The organism is Gilvimarinus sp. 1_MG-2023 (assembly GCF_030548285.1).
Map to the genome: position 1 here is coordinate 76,142 of NZ_JAUOSC010000004.1, position 18,834 is coordinate 94,975.

12 protein-coding genes are annotated in these 18,834 nt (G+C 50.2%); 9 read left to right on the forward strand and 3 right to left on the reverse strand.

Annotated features, from left to right (window positions below; genetic code table 11):
* Window positions 1–10 precede the first annotated feature (10 nt).
* A complete protein-coding gene (greB, locus tag Q4563_RS07170; protein ID WP_215976484.1) occupies window positions 11–520 on the reverse strand; it encodes a transcription elongation factor GreB in 510 nt (169 codons plus the stop codon).
* Window positions 521–522: 2 nt separating this feature from the next.
* A complete protein-coding gene (locus Q4563_RS07175) occupies window positions 523–2,508 on the reverse strand; it encodes a S9 family peptidase (protein ID WP_303604083.1) in 1,986 nt (661 codons plus the stop codon).
* A 127-nt stretch (window positions 2,509–2,635) separates the two neighbouring features.
* On the opposite strand from Q4563_RS07175, the gene tilS reads away from it, so the two are divergent.
* The 7 genes from tilS to Q4563_RS07210 all read left to right on the forward strand — a co-directional run bounded on the left by tilS (window position 2,636) and on the right by Q4563_RS07210 (window position 11,323).
* The gene (gene tilS / locus Q4563_RS07180; RefSeq protein ID WP_303604084.1) at window positions 2,636–4,021 is read left to right on the forward strand and encodes a tRNA lysidine(34) synthetase TilS; all 1,386 of its coding nucleotides are present in this window, start codon (window positions 2,636–2,638) and stop codon (window positions 4,019–4,021) included.
* Between the two features lie 213 nt (window positions 4,022–4,234).
* Window positions 4,235–5,857, forward strand: a complete 1,623-nt coding sequence (locus Q4563_RS07185; RefSeq protein ID WP_215976487.1) for a CTP synthase — start codon at window positions 4,235–4,237, stop codon at window positions 5,855–5,857.
* Between the two features lie 69 nt (window positions 5,858–5,926).
* Window positions 5,927–6,778 carry a 3-deoxy-8-phosphooctulonate synthase gene (gene kdsA, locus Q4563_RS07190; protein ID WP_215976488.1) on the forward strand — a complete coding sequence of 284 codons (852 nt, stop codon included), beginning with the start codon at window positions 5,927–5,929 and terminating at the stop codon, window positions 6,776–6,778.
* Between the two features lie 53 nt (window positions 6,779–6,831).
* A complete protein-coding gene (eno, locus tag Q4563_RS07195; RefSeq protein WP_215976489.1) occupies window positions 6,832–8,121 on the forward strand; it encodes a phosphopyruvate hydratase in 1,290 nt (429 codons plus the stop codon).
* Window positions 8,122–8,333: 212 nt separating this feature from the next.
* On the forward strand, window positions 8,334–8,729 hold the full coding sequence (locus Q4563_RS07200) for a hypothetical protein (protein ID WP_303604085.1): 396 nt from the start codon (window positions 8,334–8,336) through the stop codon (window positions 8,727–8,729).
* 245 nt (window positions 8,730–8,974) lie between these two features.
* Entirely contained in the window at window positions 8,975–9,634 is a 660-nt protein-coding gene (locus Q4563_RS07205; RefSeq protein WP_303604086.1) for a YoaK family protein, read from the forward strand.
* 456 nt (window positions 9,635–10,090) lie between these two features.
* On the forward strand, window positions 10,091–11,323 hold the full coding sequence (locus Q4563_RS07210; RefSeq protein ID WP_303604087.1) for a virginiamycin B lyase family protein: 1,233 nt from the start codon (window positions 10,091–10,093) through the stop codon (window positions 11,321–11,323).
* A gap of 204 nt (window positions 11,324–11,527) precedes the next feature.
* On the opposite strand, the gene Q4563_RS07215 is transcribed toward Q4563_RS07210, so the two are convergent.
* Window positions 11,528–12,553 (reverse strand): GGDEF domain-containing protein, encoded by a 1,026-nt coding sequence (locus tag Q4563_RS07215; RefSeq protein WP_303604088.1) that lies wholly within the window; start codon window positions 12,551–12,553, stop codon window positions 11,528–11,530.
* Window positions 12,554–13,549: 996 nt separating this feature from the next.
* Here Q4563_RS07215 and Q4563_RS07220 point away from each other — a divergent pair.
* Both Q4563_RS07220 and Q4563_RS07225 read left to right on the forward strand, forming a co-directional pair.
* On the forward strand, window positions 13,550–15,400 hold the full coding sequence (locus Q4563_RS07220) for a lytic polysaccharide monooxygenase (protein WP_303604089.1): 1,851 nt from the start codon (window positions 13,550–13,552) through the stop codon (window positions 15,398–15,400).
* Between the two features lie 162 nt (window positions 15,401–15,562).
* Window positions 15,563–18,637 carry a glycoside hydrolase family 9 protein gene (locus Q4563_RS07225; protein WP_303604090.1) on the forward strand — a complete coding sequence of 1,025 codons (3,075 nt, stop codon included), beginning with the start codon at window positions 15,563–15,565 and terminating at the stop codon, window positions 18,635–18,637.
* Window positions 18,638–18,834: the final 197 nt, after the last annotated feature.

Sequence of the window (18,834 nt, forward strand, 5' to 3'; positions counted from 1 at the left end):
GCGATGACGGTTAGCGCCCCGGCTTTTGATATTCGATCTTTTCAATATAATAAACCTGCTCGCCCTGTTCGTTGCGTATTACAACTTCGTCGTCCACTTGCTTTTTGAGCATGGCGCGCGCGAGCGGAGAGTCCATACTAATCTTACCGTCTTGCACATTAAACTCATCGGGCCCGACGATGCGGTAACAAACCGTGTTGCCATCTTCGCTTTCCAGTGTAACCCAGGCGCCAAAGTACACTCGAGTTGTATCGTCTGGAATGCGCTCAACGATCGTGAGCGCTTCTAACCGCTTGGTTAAAAAGCGCACGCGCGAGTCGATTTCTCGCAGTCTTTTTTTGCCGTAAATATAATCGCCGTTTTCGGATCGGTCACCGTTTTTAGCCGCCTCGTGTACCACATCGGTGACCTTGGGGCGCTCAACCTTCCACAGCTGACGCACCTCGGCGCGCAATACTTCGGCCCCTTCGGGCGTAATATAGGTGGAGCCTTTGGGGCGCGGGGCTCGCCATCTACCCACGATTAACCCGCCTCTGTCAGTTGTAAATGGTTGATGTAAAAATTGAGTTCTCGGTCAAAGGCCTCTTCAATAGCGTCGGCGCTGCGAAAGCCGTGGCCTTCATCGGCAAAAGTCACATATTCGGTAGCAATGCCTTTTTCTTGTAATGCCTGCACCATTTTTTCGGCTTGCGCGGGCGGTACAATTTTATCTTTTAAACCCTGTAAAAAAATCACCGGGCAAGTAAGCTGATCGATATGATGCAATGGTGAGCGCTGTTGGTACACCGATTGTTGTTCGGGGTAGGGGCCAATGAGCGAGTCTAAATAGCGCGACTCAAACTTGTGGGTGTCATCCGCCAGAGCCGATAAGTCGCCAATGCCATAGAGGCTGGCGCCCGCGGCAAAGGTGTCGGTAAACGTGAGCGCTGCCAGTACGGTATAACCTCCGGCGCTGGAGCCGCGAATAATCAACTTGTGTTTGTCGGCCAAGCCTTGATCCACCAAATGCTGTGCACCACTGGCAACGTCAATCACGTCAGTAACCCCCCAGTGTTGTTTTAATCGGTCGCGATAGGGGCGGCCGTAGCCGGTACTGCCACGGTAATTAACATCCAACACGGCAAAGCCGCGCGAAGTCCAAAACTGAACCTTGTAGTTAAGCGCGGCGCTGGTGGCGCCCGTGGGCCCGCCGTGACAAATAACCAACAGCGGCGGCTTTTGATTATCCGCTCCGCAGTATTCGGGATTAACCGGCGGGTAGTAAAACCCATGGCAGGTTTCGCCATCGCTGGTGGGGAATTCAATGGCCTGGGCGGCACTAAAATATTCGGCATCCACTAAGTCTGCCTGTGAGCGGCGCAGCATTTGCAATGGGGGCGCCGCTTTGTGGCCGATGGACTGGCTCAGCAAGTGGTAAAGGCTGCTTGTGCGCTCGGTGCTGGCGCCGAGAAATACAACGTGATCAGAGTTGGCGGCTAGTGCACTGATGTCCGTAAGTGGTGTTGCCAGAGCGCTGAATTTAAAGCCTCGGTTGATCTTGTTACGAGTGATCAATCCCAGTGACCACAAGCCATTTTGGCTAAAGCAGCAGATGATTTTATCGTTATCGATAAAACTGTATGTCGACATGCCAAACACCCATTGTGGGGTGGCGAACTCGGCCTCCATCGCGACAATGTTGCGGCTATGTTCCCCGTCAAAGTGGTGCAGGTTCCACCAGCCATTGGTGTCGCTAACGTAAAACAGTTCGCCCTCTGGGCTCCAGCTGGGCTGAAAAATAGAGGCTTTGTGCTGGTCGGTAATGCTGTCTGCTTTGTTGTTGGCGATATTGCCGGCAATAATCCGTGCATTATTTAATTCGCCATTACTTGCTACATCGGCCAAGTGCAGTTGAGTGCTATCCCAGGGCATATTGGGGTGCGTCCAGGATAGCCACGCCAGAGTGCGCCCATCCGGGCTAAGGCGTGGGTTGCTGTAAAAGTCCTCGCCGGTTATCAGTACGGTGGGCGCGTGTTCACCGGTGGTGTCAATGGCAACAATGTCGGCACGTTCCTCGCCTTGACCACTGTGGTCTTCGCGTACTGCGATTAAGCGCTGGCGGCTTGGGTCGTAACTAAAATCGGTATAACGATATGGCCCGGTATCGGTGAGAGCCACAGGGGTGAGTGAATGTCCCTGTCGCAGCGCAATTTTATACACCCGTTCGTCTTGATCGAAAACCGCAAATACCGCCTCTGGAGTGGCCAAATAAGCCGCGCCGCCATACTCGTGTGCACGTGACCGTACACTGGCGCTGGCATCCAAAAGCTCGCGCACTTCGCCACCTAAGCGTTGTTGCATCAGCACGCTGCGCCCGCCCTCATCGGCTCGCGTTTCAATCCAGTACACGGTTTGTTCGCAAACCTGCGGATCAGACAAACGCAGTGCGTTGCTGGTGAGTGTGCTGGCTGAAATAGGCGAGGGCCAAGTGCCAAAGGGCTGTGTATGCCGGTTGCGGTCAGTGCTCATAATTCCCCAGTGTTGTGTTACTAATGGGTTGAAACACTACCCATTGTCCGGCCGCTACGCAAGCATAGCGCCATTGTTTTAGTCGCAATGCTTGCCCCAATAAATGCCGCTGAGGTTTAATGCGGTTATGACAGATGAGATTCAGCAGCGGTTGCAACAAGTGCTTCACTCCCAGCCATCACGGCGTTGGTTAGTGGGCTTTAGTGGAGGGTTAGACTCCACGGTGCTGCTGCACGCTTTGCAATCGCAGGTCGGAGGACAAGCCGTGATGGCAGTACACGTCAACCACGGTTTGTCGGCCAACGCCGATACTTGGCAAGCACACTGCCAAGCGCAGTGCCAAAGCTTAGGCGTTCATTGGGTGGTGGAAAAAGTCCAATTAACGGGTTCGGGGGCCATTGAAGAGCGCGCCCGCAAGGCGCGGCTGGCCGTGTTTGCCAAGTTAATGGATCCAGGCGACGGTTTGCTGTTGGCCCACCACCGTCAAGATCAGGCGGAAACTGTGTTATTTCGGTTGTTGCGCGGCGCCGGTGTGACAGGGCTTGGGGCTATGCGATGGTCGCGCCCCTTCGCAGCCGGCCACATCAAGCGACCTCTGCTGGGGGTAGATCGGGCCGCACTGCAGGCCTATGCCGAGCGCCACAAGTTAAGCTGGGTGGAGGATGAATCCAATACCGACACCACTTTTGATCGCAACTATTTGCGCCGCACGATACTGCCCGCATTGCGCAAGCGCTGGCCATTGGCCGATCAAAACCTAGCGCTGGCTGCCCAGCACTGCCAAGAGGCCGACCTGCTTTTGCAGGAGTTGGCTCAGCTCGACCTGAGCACTCTGGCTGAGCGGCAAGAGCCAATGGGCGTATCGGTGGCGCTAGAGCCACTGCTCGGCCTTAGCGAATCGCGCCGGCGAAACTTGCTGCGCCATTGGTTGCGCAGTCGATTGGGCGAAACCGTTGGTGCGCAACTGCTGGCCGATATCCAATCGCAATTGCTCTGTGGCCAAAATGGCCACGCGCAAGTGGGCAATAAAAACCTGCTCTTGGGGTGTTTTCAGCAGCGTTTATATGCTTTAAGCGCGCCATTGCAGTGGCAGCCATCGGCACAGGTTGCGGCTCCAGAGCCGACTATTGCCTGGCAGCAACCAGAGCAGGTATTGCTGTTGCCAGGCGGCGATTATCTGCAGTGGGTTGACGCCCAGGCCGATACGTCAAGGGCGTTGTGGGGCAGGGCACTGGCGCGCAAGCACATGGGGCGTAACATTGTGGTTGATTGGCGTCGCGGGGGGGAGCGCTGTCGCCCGGCAGGCCGAGGGCACTCGCAGGGGCTGAAAAAGCTGCTGCAAGAGCAACCTTTACCCATTTGGCTGCGGGCTCGGGTGCCCTTAATTTATATTGATAATGAGCTGGCGGCCGTGGGGGACTTGTGGGTCTGTGAGGCCTTTGCCGCGGCCGCCGATGAACCCGCGGCTAATTTAAAGTGGGAATTCCCCTGTGTGACACTCGACGCTGTTTGAAACCTCTCTTTTTGATTGAGCCCGAGTCCGCTTTCTGGTATTCTGGCGCCCCATCTATGGGCCTGAAGTAAAGGCTCTATAAGCACCTTCCCTCAGCCTCTGAAAAGCCCTTAAATTTGGGCAACTAAGGCAAAAGGTGTGCTGCGAGTGTGCCGGTATTGCCCGCCACTCTCCCTACGATTTCTCTAACGCTTAAGCTCTACAAGGCTATACATGACGCGATATATTTTCGTTACCGGTGGTGTGGTTTCCTCGCTGGGTAAAGGCATTGCCTCGGCCTCTCTGGCCGCCATTTTGGAATCCCGTGGCGTAGCGGTCACCATCATGAAACTCGACCCCTACATTAATGTGGATCCGGGCACCATGAGCCCGTTCCAGCACGGTGAGGTGTTCGTCACCCAAGACGGGGCCGAAACCGACCTCGACCTGGGTCATTACGAGCGCTTTATTCGCAACCGGATGACTCGCCGCAACAACTTTACTACCGGTCGTGTTTACGAAACCGTGCTGCGCAAAGAGCGCCGCGGCGATTATTTGGGCGGCACCGTACAGGTGATTCCCCACATTACCGACGAAATTAAACGCCGAATTCTCGAAGGCGGACGCGATGTCGATGTGGCACTGGTTGAAATTGGTGGCACTGTAGGTGATATCGAATCTCAACCTTTCCTCGAGGCTGTGCGTCAGCTCAAGGTCGAGTTGGGGCCACAACACGCCATGTTGGTGCACTTAACACTGGTGCCCTATATTGCCACCGCTGGTGAAACCAAAACCAAGCCAACCCAGCACTCAGTGAAAGAGTTGCGCTCCATTGGTTTGCAGCCCGAAGTTTTGCTGTGTCGCTCTGAAGTCTCAATTGACGATGACTCGCGCCGCAAAATTGCCCTCTTTACCAACGTGCCGGAAAAGGCTGTGGTGCCTGTGCCTGATGCCAACACCATTTACGCGATTCCACGCCTGCTGCACGAGTTTGGTTTGGATCAAATTGTGGTGGATTACCTTAACTTGGAATGCGGCGCTGCGGATTTATCCGAGTGGGATGCCGTGGTTGATGGCAAGCTCAACCCCGAGCAAGAAGTGACCGTCGCCATGGTTGGCAAGTATATGGATCTGCTTGACGCTTATAAGTCGCTCAATGAAGCACTGATTCACGCCGGTATTCATACCCGCACTAAAGTAAATGTGGATTACATCGACGCCGAGCGCATCGAACAAGAAGGCGTGCAAATTCTGCAAAACGCCGACGCCATTTTGGTGCCCGGTGGTTTTGGCAACCGCGGTGTTGAAGGCAAGCTGGAAGCGGTGCGCTACGCTCGCGAAAACAAAGTGCCTTACCTGGGTATTTGTTTGGGTATGCAGTCGGTGGTGATTGAGTTTGCTCGCAACGTGCTGGGTCTTAAAGGGGCCAACAGCACCGAGTTCGATCGCCACTGTAAAGATCCGGTGATTGGCCTAATTACCGAGTGGGTCACCGCCGAGGGCGACGTAGAAACCCGCGATGAAAAATCCGACTTGGGCGGCACCATGCGTTTGGGCGCTCAGGAATGCCGTTTGGTGAAAGACTCGCGCACCCGCGACATCTACTCGCAAGATGTGATTGTCGAGCGCCACCGTCACCGCTACGAGGTCAACAACAACTACGTGGATCAACTGCAACAAGCCGGTTTGAAAATCGGCGGCTGGTCGTCTGACGACACCCTCGTGGAAGTGGTCGAAATTGCTGACCACCCCTGGTTTGTGGCCTGTCAGTTCCACCCGGAGTTCACCTCTACCCCGCGCGATGGCCACCCGCTGTTTACCAGCTTTGTCGACGCCGCCATCAAAGCCAGTAAGTAAGTTGTCTGTGCCCGGTGCGCCGGGCGCGTTCTTCCCTCTGGGCAGAACTTATCACTAAGGATTAAATTTGTGAGCGTAAAAAACGTAAAAGTCGGCGAGATTAACATCGCCAATAACGCGCCCTTCGTTTTGTTTGGCGGCATGAATGTGCTGGAGTCGCGCGATTTAGCCATGCGCACCGCCGAAGCTTACGCCGAAATCACTGAAAAACTCGCGATTCCCTATATCTTTAAAGCCTCCTTCGACAAAGCCAACCGCTCCTCGATTCACTCCTTTCGCGGTCCGGGCATGGAAGAAGGGTTAAAGATATTTCAGGAAATCAAAAGCACGTTTAAGGTGCCGGTGATTACCGATGTGCACGAAATCTATCAGTGCGCTCCGGTCGCTGAAGTGGCCGATATCATTCAGCTGCCCGCCTTTTTAGCGCGCCAAACCGACTTGGTGAAAGCCATGGCGGACACCGGTAGCGTGATCAATATTAAAAAGCCGCAGTTTTTAAGCCCCGGTCAAATGAAAAACATCTGCGAGAAATTTCGCGAATGCGGTAACGACAACATCATTCTGTGTGATCGCGGCAGCAACTTTGGCTACGACAATCTCGTGGTGGATATGCTCGGCTTCTCCACCATGAAAGACGTGAGTGGTGGTGCACCGGTGATTTTTGATGTGACCCACTCACTGCAGTGTCGCGACCCTATGGGCGCAGCCTCCGGTGGCCGCCGTCACCAGGTGGCTGAACTGGGCCGCGCCGGAATGGCGGTGGGTTTGGCCGGCTTGTTTCTGGAAGCTCACCCCGACCCGGACAACGCCAAGTGCGATGGCCCCAGCGCCTTGCCGCTGGATAAGCTAGAACCGTTTTTAACACAAATGAAAGCAATTGATGACACAGTTAAGGGCTTGCCCGAACTGGTCATCGATTAACAAAATTTTTTACACACTGTATATTTGAAACGACAATTGGAGCATTTATCTCAATGAGCAAAATTGCTGATATTAAAGCCTTTGAAGTATTGGACAGCCGCGGTAACCCCACCGTTAGCGCTGAAGTGATTCTGGAATCTGGTGCGGTAGGTTCTGCCTGTGCGCCTTCCGGTGCCTCTACCGGTTCACGCGAAGCACTCGAACTGCGCGATGGCGACAAGTCTCGTTACTTGGGTAAAGGTGTATTAAAAGCCGTTGCCAATATTAACGACACCATCAAGCCAATTTTGGTGGGTATGGATGCGACCGATCAGCGCGCGCTGGATAACGCCATGCTCGAAGCCGACGGCACCGAGAACAAATCCAAATTGGGCGCCAACGCCATTTTGGCCGTGTCACTGGCCGCCGCCAAAGCCGCAGCCATTGCCAAAAATGTACCTCTGTATGCGCACATTGCCGATATTAACGGCACCTCTGGCAAATACACCATGCCCGTACCTATGATGAACATTGTTAACGGTGGTGAGCACGCCGACAATAACGTCGATATTCAAGAGTTTATGGTTCAGCCAGTCGGTGCCAAAACCTTTGCCGAGGCTCTGCAAGTAGGTGCCGAAATTTTCCACGCGCTGAAAAAAGTGCTGAACGAAAAAGGCCTGAACACCGCTGTGGGTGACGAAGGTGGTTTTGCCCCCAACCTGCCATCCAACGAAGAAGCGCTGGCTGTTATCGGCACCGCCGTTGCCAATGCCGGTTACAAGCTGGGTGAAGACGTGACCCTGGCTCTGGATTGCGCCGCCTCTGAATTCTACAAAGATGGCGAGTACAACCTGTCGGGCGAAGGCAAAACCTTCAACGCCGAAGGCTTCAGTGACTATCTGGCCGAGCTGACCAACAAATACCCCATCATCTCTATCGAAGATGGCCTGGACGAAAGCGACTGGGACGGTTGGGCTTACCAAACCAAAATCCTGGGCGACAAAATCCAGTTGGTGGGCGACGACTTGTTCGTAACCAACACCAAAATTTTGCAAGAAGGCATCGACAAGAAAATCGCTAACTCGATATTGATTAAATTCAACCAAATCGGTTCTCTATCTGAAACTCTGGATGCCATCAAGATGGCGCAAGACGCCGGCTACACCGCCGTTATCTCGCACCGCTCTGGCGAAACCGAAGACACCACCATTGCCGATTTGGCCGTAGCGACCTCTGCCGGTCAAATCAAAACCGGTTCACTGTGTCGTTCAGACCGCGTGTCTAAGTACAACCGTCTGCTGCGTATTGAAGCTGAGTTGAATGGTACTGCGCCTTATAAAGGCCGTGCTGAATTTAAAGCGTAAGCCGCTTTAGATTTTTTGGGTGCACGCTTTTAGCGTGTGCCTGCTAAGAAAGCCCCGTGCTGTTTTTTCAGTGCGGGGTTTTTTGTTATGGGGTGGTGGATGGGTACCGTTGGCGCGCAATTCAACCATAAGTGATGTCTATGTCTCTCTTGATAAGTTACTGCTAAGATATGAGCAATTATAGGTTCCATATATAAACTCGGGAGAGTGATGTGAAAAGCATCTTACAGATATTTACCCTCGTTACAGTGTTGTTTGTGAGTGCAGGTATGGCGGTTGCTGACGAGTTTACCCCGCCGCTTGGACTTCCCGTTGTGCCCGATGCCAGGCTGGCGATTAGCGATGCATACGATACGGCGGGTGGTGATAGAGAGGAGTCGATAGCCCGATTTGGAACCAAAGCATCACGCAATGATGTTATTGATTTTTATACCGAGGCTCTCGAAAATGCCGGGTTTGTTATCTATTCGTCGTCTGATAAGGCTGATTATGCCATGATCGCTGCGAAGCGAGATGACGATCGAGTGACGATTTATTATAGGAACCAGAGTGACTGGGTCGAGGCCGATGAGGGCGAGTTCTCCATTAAAGCCGTCTACACTAAGTAGTGATAATGAAAAAATAAAATAGGCTGATATTACAAAAATGGCTCTCATTTTGTGGCACTATCCGGTCCATTTTATGGATGCCACCAACACCTGATGCCCCAGTGAATAAGCACGGGGGTTGAGTTAATGGCTGCGGTCTATAGCGAGAAGTGGAACGTGATATAAGTGGGGGCGCGTCAAGATTTTATCCTTTAGCTTTTATATGCTCGATTCCTGAGCGTTGTCTGTAAAATGGGGTCTGAATATTGATATCGAAATTACCAAAATGGGTTGAGGTTGGAGCCTTTGTTCTGACATTGGTGGCCGGCTTTGTAAATGCCGTCGGACTGCTGAGTTTTGAACATCAATCCGTTTCTCATTTGTCTGGCACGGCCACAATCTTTGGGGCGAGTTTTTTAAGTTCGAATTTACAAAGTATTATTCATTTGTTAGGGGTGTTGTTGTCATTTTTGTTTGGCTCATCGATGGCAGGTTTTTTATTGCATGGGTCAACACTTAAGCTTGGTCGACACTACGATACGGTCTTATTTTTAGAAGCATTATTATTATTAGTCACGTTGTGGTTATTATCGAACGGTTCTTTTTATGGGCATTTTTTTGCTTCGGCTGCATGTGGCCTTCAAAATGCATTAGCAACGACCTATAGCGGTGCCGTTATTCGAACAACACATGTAACAGGAATTTTTACAGATTTAGGTATTATGCTTGGAGAGTTTTGCAGAGGTAAGAGGCTTGATGGGCGTAAGGTAAAGCTTTTTTTAATCATAATAATTGGGTTTATATTAGGTGGGACATTAGGATCGTTTTTTTATAATAAATATAAATTTCTTTCGCTGTTGCTTCCTTCGGGTGTTTGTTTATTTATGGCCGTGGTTTATTTTATGTATGTAAAAATAACGAAATAAACCAAAGGTAAGCAATGCTATAGATGCATAGGAGCGACGATTATTGCTTCGTCGCCAGAATTTTTAGGTGGAAGAAGGTGAAAAGGAGTGTCACCAATAACGAAACCAGATTACACCCTGGGGGCAATGAGGATTCTGTTGTCCGAGTGATAAAAACTATAATTGGGCCCTAATTGTCGATGTCTAATTTAATTTACAAGGATTGTTAACGTGAAAGGTTATGAGTAGGATTTCAGGCCAGAAGCTCTTTCAGTTATACGGTGTTTATTAACCACAATTCATCGAGTAATGTTATTTACTAACTCGTGCCGATAAACTCAAGCTTCTTCGAGCTCGCTATCAAATTGATGTTTCAGGAATTATTGGTGTTTTTAGAAAAATTCTAATGTTGAGCTGGCAGCTAATGAGTGCCAGGCTGGGTAAAAATCCACTGACTATAATTAGAGGTGATTTGTGATGAATTTTTTCAGTGTCCGCATAGCCGGGCTTGTGTGTTTTCTTGCAGCCGGTTCGGCATCGGTTTTTGCAGCCAGTTTGCCTGACGGTGAAGGGCGCGATTTGGTTGAGGCGATGTGTTCTGGTTGCCACGGTGCCGATAAAATCACTCACAGTTTGGGTTATACCCGCGATGGCTGGCTTAGGTTGACTGGCACGATGATTGATTTGTCGGCCGACCCCGAGCGGCGGGGCGCTATTGCGGATTACCTCGCCAAGCATTTTCCGCCCAATGAGCAGCGGGCCCCGACGCTTGTTGAGGGCGATACCGAAATTAGTTTTCACGAGTGGGTAGTGCCGACCCTTGGCCAGCGCTCGCGCGATCCGGTACAGGCACCGGATGGCACGATTTGGTGGGTCGGTCAGTGGGGCGATATTGTCGGTAAAATTGACCCCGCCACCGGTCAGATGCACGAGTACGACCTTCCTGCTGGCACCAAGCCGCATTCGGTGACTATCGACAGTGATGGCGGTGTTTGGGTGATGGGCAATAAAAATGCCACGGTGGTTTTGCTCGACCCCGACAGTGGCGATATGAAAACTTATTCTATGCCGGACCCAGATGCACGGGACCCTCATACGGGTGTGTTCGATGCCAAGGGCCAACTCTGGTTTACTCTGCAGCACTCAAATATGGTTGGCCACCTAAACCCCGCAACGGGTGATATCCGGCTGGCGACTATGCCGACGCCCAACTCGCGGCCATACGGTATAAAAATCGATGCCTCGGGCGCACCCTGGGTAGCCTGTAATGGCAGTAACTGTTTGGTCAAGGTTGACCCAAAGACAATGGCGCTAACAGAAATTAAACTGCCCCACGAGGACACTAGGGTTCGTCGTCTTGATATAGCCGAGGATGGTATGATTTGGTACGTCAACTCAGGCCGCGGGCGGCTGGGGCGCTATAACCCTGCCAGTGAAGGGATTACAGAGTGGCCCTCGCCCAGCGGGCCCAAGTCTCACCCCTATGCGTTAGCAGTGCTGGATGGTGTGGTGTGGTATAACGAGTCTGGCATGCGTCCCGATCCTTTGGTGCGCTTTGACCCCGCGAGCGAGACTTTTCAAAGCTGGCCAATCCCTACGGCCGATATTTACGCTGGTATTGTGCGCCACATGCGCCCCACTCGCGAGGGCGATATGCTTATCCACCAGAGTGCGACCAACCGTATTATCCGCGTCGACATTGGTGATTGAGTGAGGGCGATCAAGTGAGCATTTGAGCTTAATCGATTAAGCCGCTACGGTATCAGCTCTTGAGTATGTGGCGGCGCGCCTGGCGCACTTATTGTGAGCACTGCTATCGACTTTTTGTAGAAGGGAGCCTATAGGGATCTGTTCTGTTTGTTTTGTTCAAGGGCTTTTTACGGGTGAGGCCGGTTAAGTCCTTTTTGTAGCGGCTTATAGTAAGGAGGCTGGGTCGGCTGTGTGGTGTTGCTCGTGCGACTCACTGAATATGGCGCGATCGCGGCCTTGCGCTTTGGCCAGATAGAGCGCTTTATCCGCGCGTTTTAGCCAGGCATCTTCGGTGGTGACTGGTGTCCATAGTGCCACGCCAATCGAAACGGTTATTTCTTTTCCGTCAGGTGTTTTTAAATCTTTGTTGATGGCCGATCTTAAATTATTGATAAATGCATGATGTTGATCGTGTATCTGATGAATTAGCAGTACGAATTCTTCCCCACCAAATCGGTAAAGCTGATCGTGTTGGCGTATATTAGATTTAATTAAGGCAACAAAGTGTTGTAGAACTTGATCGCCAGCTGCGTGACCGTATTGATCATTGACTGACTTAAAGTGATCCAGATCTAGTAGTGCTAGTAATGGCCGGGTGTTATCGCGCTGAGAGGTGGATATTACCGATTTAATATCTGAGCTCAAGGCTCGTCGATTTAACGCACCTGTGAGGGCGTCTACAGTATTTAGGGTTTCTAGTAGTTTAAATTGTTTCTCGCTGTGACTGGTATAGACAAAGGTGCTTAGCGATAGCATTAAGATTGTGACAACGTAGGAGGAAAGTGAGATAGTCGAGAAAATATCGGACAGGGTCAGTAGGCATATCCCGGCAGCCAAATTAATGCCGAAGGCCTCAATCGGTTTTACCAGAATAAAGGTGCTGGCGAATACAGGATAAACCCAAAGAAAGCTATCCATACCGTTGGCAATGACTATAGCCACCACTCCAGCATTAATAAAAACGGCCAGTATCGCACTGACTAAACGGATGTTTTTCGACTGGTGGGCGTAGGCTACCAAGACCAATAAACCAATAACTAACACTATATCAATGATTGCTGCAGTAAAATTTCTTTCTAAATACCGCATTACCGCAAATGGAAAAACTCCTAATATGGCAACTGCACTCAGTAACCACATTAGTGACAATTGATATTTCTCTTGCAATTGGTTGATCATGATATCGTTCACATCTAAATCATTAATTATGCCTTTCAAGAAGATAAATTAACAGTCATATATGATTATTTTAGTGTTAATACGTCAAGTAAATCTACTTAGTAGAGTGGCCGCCGGGCTAAATTAGGTCAGGGGGCGAGTTTTTATATTTCGTCATGCTAATTGAAGAAATCGCACCTTAGCTCCATACGTTGTAGGGGCTTTATCATACTTATAGGGCGGGTATCGATTATTGCAGAAATGTCATAATTGCTTAGTCATGTCACTGTCTGCTAAGCGTTGGTGGTATTTTGTTAGTCGTTGGCGCTTTATTTTCTCTCTTTACCTTATGGATTTCATTTTTCTACAATAAAGATATTTATGGTTTTTCTGGGCTACATTAGTTGTGTTTGTCATTGGATTTTTGGTGTTGTTAAGAAGGAGGGGGGCGAAGATTTTTGATGGGTGGGTGTCGTATTAATCTGTGTGTTGAAAATAAACTATTTCAATTTTTAATAGATTTATTTATTTGTTTGATTTTTTTGTCATATTTTATTTGTATTTTTTAAGAATAATTTTATCGTTAACATTTGTTCTTGAAGTGAAATTTATAATTCCTGTGAAAGTTTTATTGGTTGTTTATTTAAATATATTAATTTTATGTGTGCGTTAGTCTATTCTTTGTATGTCGACTGTATCGTTAACATTTCGGATGTAATTCACATCAAAATCTTAAATAAGTACGTTATATATTCAATTAAATTATTATGGTTTTTAGCTTTGATAATTTAATAAATTATTGTAAAAAAATAAATAATGATTAATGAGACAAAATTTGAATTTATTGAGAATGATGTCTCAATTGTTATTTTAATGATTTGATTTTTCCCTCCTTGAGAACCTCAATGTGGCTCTGTAGATGTGCGTCGTTTTGCCGCGGCTGAAACTTAACTGTTTCAAGGTTTATTAAGCACATATAAGAATAAGACAATTTTATTCCTATAATTCTAACCAAGGTCGGAGTCTGTTATGCGTTATTCAACTCTTCTTTATGGAAGCATTGCATTTTTAGTTTCATCTGGAGCTTTCTCTCATGGTCTAATGTCTGATCCTGCATCGCGCAATTGGCTTTGTGGTGCTGTCACTAAGCCAGATCAAGCTCAGCCGGGCAGTGCTTGTGCCCAAGCTTTTGCCGAGGATTTTAATGGCGGCTATCAGTTTATGAGTGTGTTAAGCCATGATGTGGGGCGAAAAGGTGTGGAGCCTATTCCCGAAAATGTCTGTGGTTTTGACAGTGAAACCTGGAGTGGTAGTGCCACGCCTTGGGATATTCCTATTGACTGGCCCACTAACTCGATAAGCTCTGGCGAGAAAACCATTACCTGGGATATCTCATGGGGGCCGCATTTTGACGACACAGAAGAGTTTCGGTATTGGATTACTAAACCCGATTTTGAATACACCATTGGTCAAGCCCTGTCGTGGAATGATTTCGAAGACGAAGCGTTTTGTGTTCTGAATTACGATGACAGTAATCCAGAGGCGAATCCAAACGTGGTTCCTGATAAAGGCAATGCTCTATTCCATACAACCTGTGATATCCCTGAACGCGATGGTCGTCACGTGATTTATGGGGAGTGGGGGCGCAATCACTATACTTTCGAGCGTTTTCACGGCTGTATAGATGTTGCTTTTGATGGCGGTGTAGGCCCGATTGCTGTTGAGGCTGACATACAGGCAACCCCCGATGTGACCACTATAACGGGTGCAGGACAGGTATCTCTTAGTGCGGCGGGCTCTAGTGGCGAAAACTTAAATTATCAGTGGAGTTTAACGCCGGCGAATAACAGTGCCTATAGTTTGAGTGAGGTCGCAGGTGAGCAAACAGTTTTAAATTTAGCCGATACCCAAAGTGAACAAGCGGTGACTGTAACTTTGGAGGTTAGCAACGAGGTCAGTGACAGTACCACTTCCATCATTATTAACCACTTACCCGAAGCCGCTTCAAACTGGGATAGCCTGGGGGCTTTAACCGAAGTCGCTCAAGCTTACCCTGCAGGCACCGAAGTTCAACTGCGTTTAGTGTCTGATACTGGTGAAGATATTTATTTACCTCAAAACAGTTTAACTCTATCGGCTCAAACCGGTGCGGCCGATGTATGGCCCCAGCAACTGGCGGATGCAGTTAATGCGCTAAATACAGATGTGCAAATTGGCGTTATCGACAGCAATGGTGAAGTATCTTCGGTTGCCAGCGCAACAGAAAACCGCGTGTATGCTCAGTCTCCTTCGCAGTACGCCAGTGCTTTTGTGGTGGTCGATGAACCTTCTTCATCTTCGTCGTCTTCATCCTCTTCGTCGATTCCTTCAGGGAGTTATTGTGATTGGTACGGCACCCCGACACCACTGTGCGAGCAGACTCAAGAAGGATGGGGGTATGAAAACAATACTAGTTGCGTTGCGGTATCTACCTGCCAATCCCAACCTGCACCACACGGAGTTGTAGGGGAGGCTAGCTCTAGTTCGATGAGTAGTTCTTCCGATAGTAGTTCCAGTGCGAGCAGTACCAGCTCAACCGGTGATGCGAGCCTAGCTTGTGATTACACCGTCAATAATGCCTGGAATACAGGTTTTACCGCAGAAATTACCTTAACCAATAACAGCGACGAAGCCGTTAGCGGCTGGTCAGTCAATTGGCAGTACACCGGTGACGTGGGTATCAGTAATAGTTGGTCGGCCGATGTCTCGGGTACAAACCCTTATCAGGCAAGTGCCACGGGTCACAATCAAACGATTAACCCGGGCGAGTCGGTCAGCTTTGGATTCCAAGCTTCGGGTGAGTCAGAGACTGTGATTGTTGAGGGCGAACAGTGTCAGTAATAGCCCCTTGCTTGGGTGTGTTTGGCGAGCCTTCCGGCTCGTCAGCTTTCAGCAGTTAGCTGGATAACTTCAAAATTTTTTACCACTATATCCTTCATGGAGGACGATGTTTTGCAAAATAAAATAACTTCAATAATGAGCGCTTGTGCAGTTGGTGTGCTAATGGCTTCGACAGCTTCCGCGCAAGAACAAAACTACGGTGAGGCCTTGCAAAAATCTATATATTTTTACGAGTCACAGCAAGCAGGCCCACTACCTGAGTGGAACCGAGTGCCGTGGCGCGGTGATTCTACCCCTGACGACGGGGCGGATGTAGGCCTGGATCTGCGCGGCGGTTGGTTTGATGCCGGCGATCACGTTAAATTTGGTTTCCCTATGGCGGCCACAACAACTCTTCTTGCCTGGGGCGGTGTCGATTACCGTCAGGCCTACGAAGACTCTGGCCAATTACAGCATTTGTTAAACAACCTGCGTTTTGTTAACGATTATTTTATTAATGCACACCCCGAACCTAACGTGCTTTATGGTCAAGTCGGTATCGGCTCGGACGACCACACTTTTTGGGGCCCGGCAGAAGTTGTGCATCATAAAATTCCCGGTTCGCGGGTTTCCATGAAAATTGATTTAGATTGCCCAGGCCCCGATTTGGCAGCTGAAACAGCAGCGGCTATGGCGTCCTCCTCTATGGTGTTCGCTCCCAGCGATGCGGGCTACGCTAATACGCTATTAACTCATGCCGAACAATTATTTGCGTTTGCTGAAAATACCACCGGTACCGATGGTGTGGATAACGCTTACTCTAACTGTATTACCGACGCCAAACAGTTCTATAACTCCATCTATGGCGTGTATTGGGATGAGATGGCGTGGGCTGCGGTGTGGCTATGGCGCGCAACTGGCGATGATAGCTACCTAGATAGGGCGCTTTTCTATTACGATAAAATGGGCAACGAAACTCAGTCCGACACGCCGGTGTATACCTGGTCTTTGGGTTGGAATGATAAAGCCTACGCCGTCTATGTAATGCTCGCCAACTTGCTGGGTGATGAGCGTTATCACACCGATGCACAGCGCTATCTGGATCACTGGAGTATTGGTGGTGGTAACCGTACCCCCGGCGGTGTTGTGGTGGTAGATAGCTCCGGTTGGGGTGTCAATCGTTACGCGGCGAATATCGCTTATCTGGCGCTCTACTACGCGGATGCCTTGGACGATACCGATCCGCTTAAAACTCGCTATCAGGATTTCGGGGTAACGCAAATTGATTATATTCTTGGTGAAAATCCAGCTAACCGCAGCTTTTTAGTGGGCTATGGCAACGATTACCCAACCAATGTTCATCACCGTGGCTCGCACGGTAGCTGGGCCGATAGCCTGCAGGTGCCAGAGCAGCAGCGTCATATTTTACACGGTGCTGTCGTGGCCGGGCCAGATGCCGACACCAATTACGTTGAAGATCGCGGTGACTACATCATGAATGAAGTCGCGGTTGATTATAATTCCGGCTTTACCAGTGCCGCAGCCGCTATGTTTGCCGATTATGGCGGTTCGCCACTACCCGAGTCACAGTTCCCGCCAGCCGAGGAGCGAGGCGATGACGAGTACTTGATTGGTGCCAAGGTCAATAGCTCTGGCCCTCGCCATGTTGAAATCCGCGCTGTGCTGCAGAACCATAGTACAACGCCGGCCGAGGGGCGTGATGATTTGTCCTTCCGTTATTTTTATGATTTAAGTGAAGTCTATGCCGCAGGCTATACGGCGGATGACGTTACCATGTCTTCGGGGTATTCGCAGGCTGAGTCTATTAGCGACCTGCAACCTTGGGGCGATCCTGCCGAGCATATTTACTATACGGAGGTAAGCTTCGACGGCGACTTAATTTATCCCGGGGGGCAGTCTGCCCATCGGCGCGAAGTGCAATTTCGTGCGTCTTTGCCGACCAATAGCGATGTCAGTGTGTGGGATGACAGCAATGATCCCTCTTATGATTCCGCTTATGCCAGTACATCGGATAATTATGGTTACACCACCGGTTTAATTCCTATTTACGGCGGCTCTGAGTTGCTAGGGGGCGAAGAGCCAAGCGGTGGCTGCGGTGCGGATACCGGCGTAAATTGTCTGCCAGTTGCGCAAGATTTAAACGTTACGACTGAGTTTGAAACCGAACGTGCGATCACCCTTGAGGGCAGTGATGAAGACGGCAGTGTGCAAAGCTACCAAATCGTCTCGGCCCCGCAGCATGGTTCACTCAGTGGTACCGGTGCCAACGTGCTTTATACGCCCGATGCCGGCTTCAGTGGTGCCGACTCGTTTACCTACCGCGTAACCGATAACGCCGGTGATGAGTCTGAACTGGCCACCGTTAGTATTACGGTTGAAGCGGAAGTTGTGCCTAATGTAGCAATTACCTCACCTGCCAATGGCGCCGAGGTTACCCCGGGCAGCGATGTTCAAGTGCAATTTACCCAAGCCAATGCCTCGGGAGTGCGAGTGCGCGTTAACGACATGGTCGTGACCGATGTGACCAGCGGCAATTCATTTACGATAACGGCGCCCAGTAGCGAAGGCAGCTTTACGCTGAGCATCACCGCGTTGGATGAAAATGGTGTCGAAACCGAGATTGCCTCAGCGGTGACCTTAAATGCAGTGAGTGAGCCCGCTAACAGTGCGCCGGTTGCCTGTTTCAGCCCACTGAACCCTGAGGTGGACGTGGCTCAATCATTGAGCTTTGATGCCAGCTGTAGCGCTGACCCCGATGGTGATGCACTCAGTTACACTTGGAACTTCGGCAACGGGCAGAGTGCCTCTGGCAGCAGCGCGTCGGTAAGTTACGCCGAAGCTGGTAGCTACACCGTGAGCTTAACAGCCGATGATGGCACTGATAGTGATGCCGCCACCACAGTAGTCACCGTGGGCGACTCTGGTTCTGGTAGTGGTGCACTGTGTGAGTATATTATCAGCAACGAGTGGAACACCGGTTACGTCGGTTTAATACGCATTACTAACCAAAGTAATAGCGTTATTAATGGCTGGAACGTCAACTGGGACTTTACCGATGGCTCTGTGCTTAGCAACAGCTGGAATGCTGATGTTTCCGGTAGCTCACCTTACAGTGCCAGCAGTCTTGGTTGGAACAGCCAAATTCAGCCAGGTGAATCGGTTGAGTTTGGTATGCAGGTGCAAAAAGGTGGCAGCAGTGCGGTTGTACCTAATGTCACCGGTGCAGTTTGTCAGTGAGAAAAAGGCGGGGTTGGTGGCAATCCCGCTTGGTAGTTAACGCCGGTGGAGTAGGTAAGCTAGGCCCATAGCCATGCAAGCTTCAATACCGGTTACTAAAACGCCTCGGACCTGGTTCGGGGCGTTTTGCTTTGTACTCCAGACCGTATAGATGACTGCCACGACTTCGGTCAATCGGGTGCTAGTCAAGTGTTTGG

Bases quoted from the DNA above. Each gene is read 5' to 3' on its own strand.
- eno (WP_215976489.1), top strand. From the start codon at position 6,832: ATGAGCAAAATTGCTGATATTAAAGCCTTTGAAGTATTGGACAGCCGC.
- Q4563_RS07175 (WP_303604083.1), bottom strand. From the start codon at position 2,508: ATGAGCACTGACCGCAACCGGCATACACAGCCCTTTGGCACTTGGCCC.
- tilS (WP_303604084.1), top strand. From the start codon at position 2,636: ATGACAGATGAGATTCAGCAGCGGTTGCAACAAGTGCTTCACTCCCAG.
- Q4563_RS07185 (WP_215976487.1), top strand. From the start codon at position 4,235: ATGACGCGATATATTTTCGTTACCGGTGGTGTGGTTTCCTCGCTGGGT.
- Q4563_RS07225 (WP_303604090.1), top strand. From the start codon at position 15,563: ATGGCTTCGACAGCTTCCGCGCAAGAACAAAACTACGGTGAGGCCTTG.
- Q4563_RS07210 (WP_303604087.1), top strand. From the start codon at position 10,091: ATGAATTTTTTCAGTGTCCGCATAGCCGGGCTTGTGTGTTTTCTTGCA.
- Q4563_RS07220 (WP_303604089.1), top strand. From the start codon at position 13,550: ATGCGTTATTCAACTCTTCTTTATGGAAGCATTGCATTTTTAGTTTCA.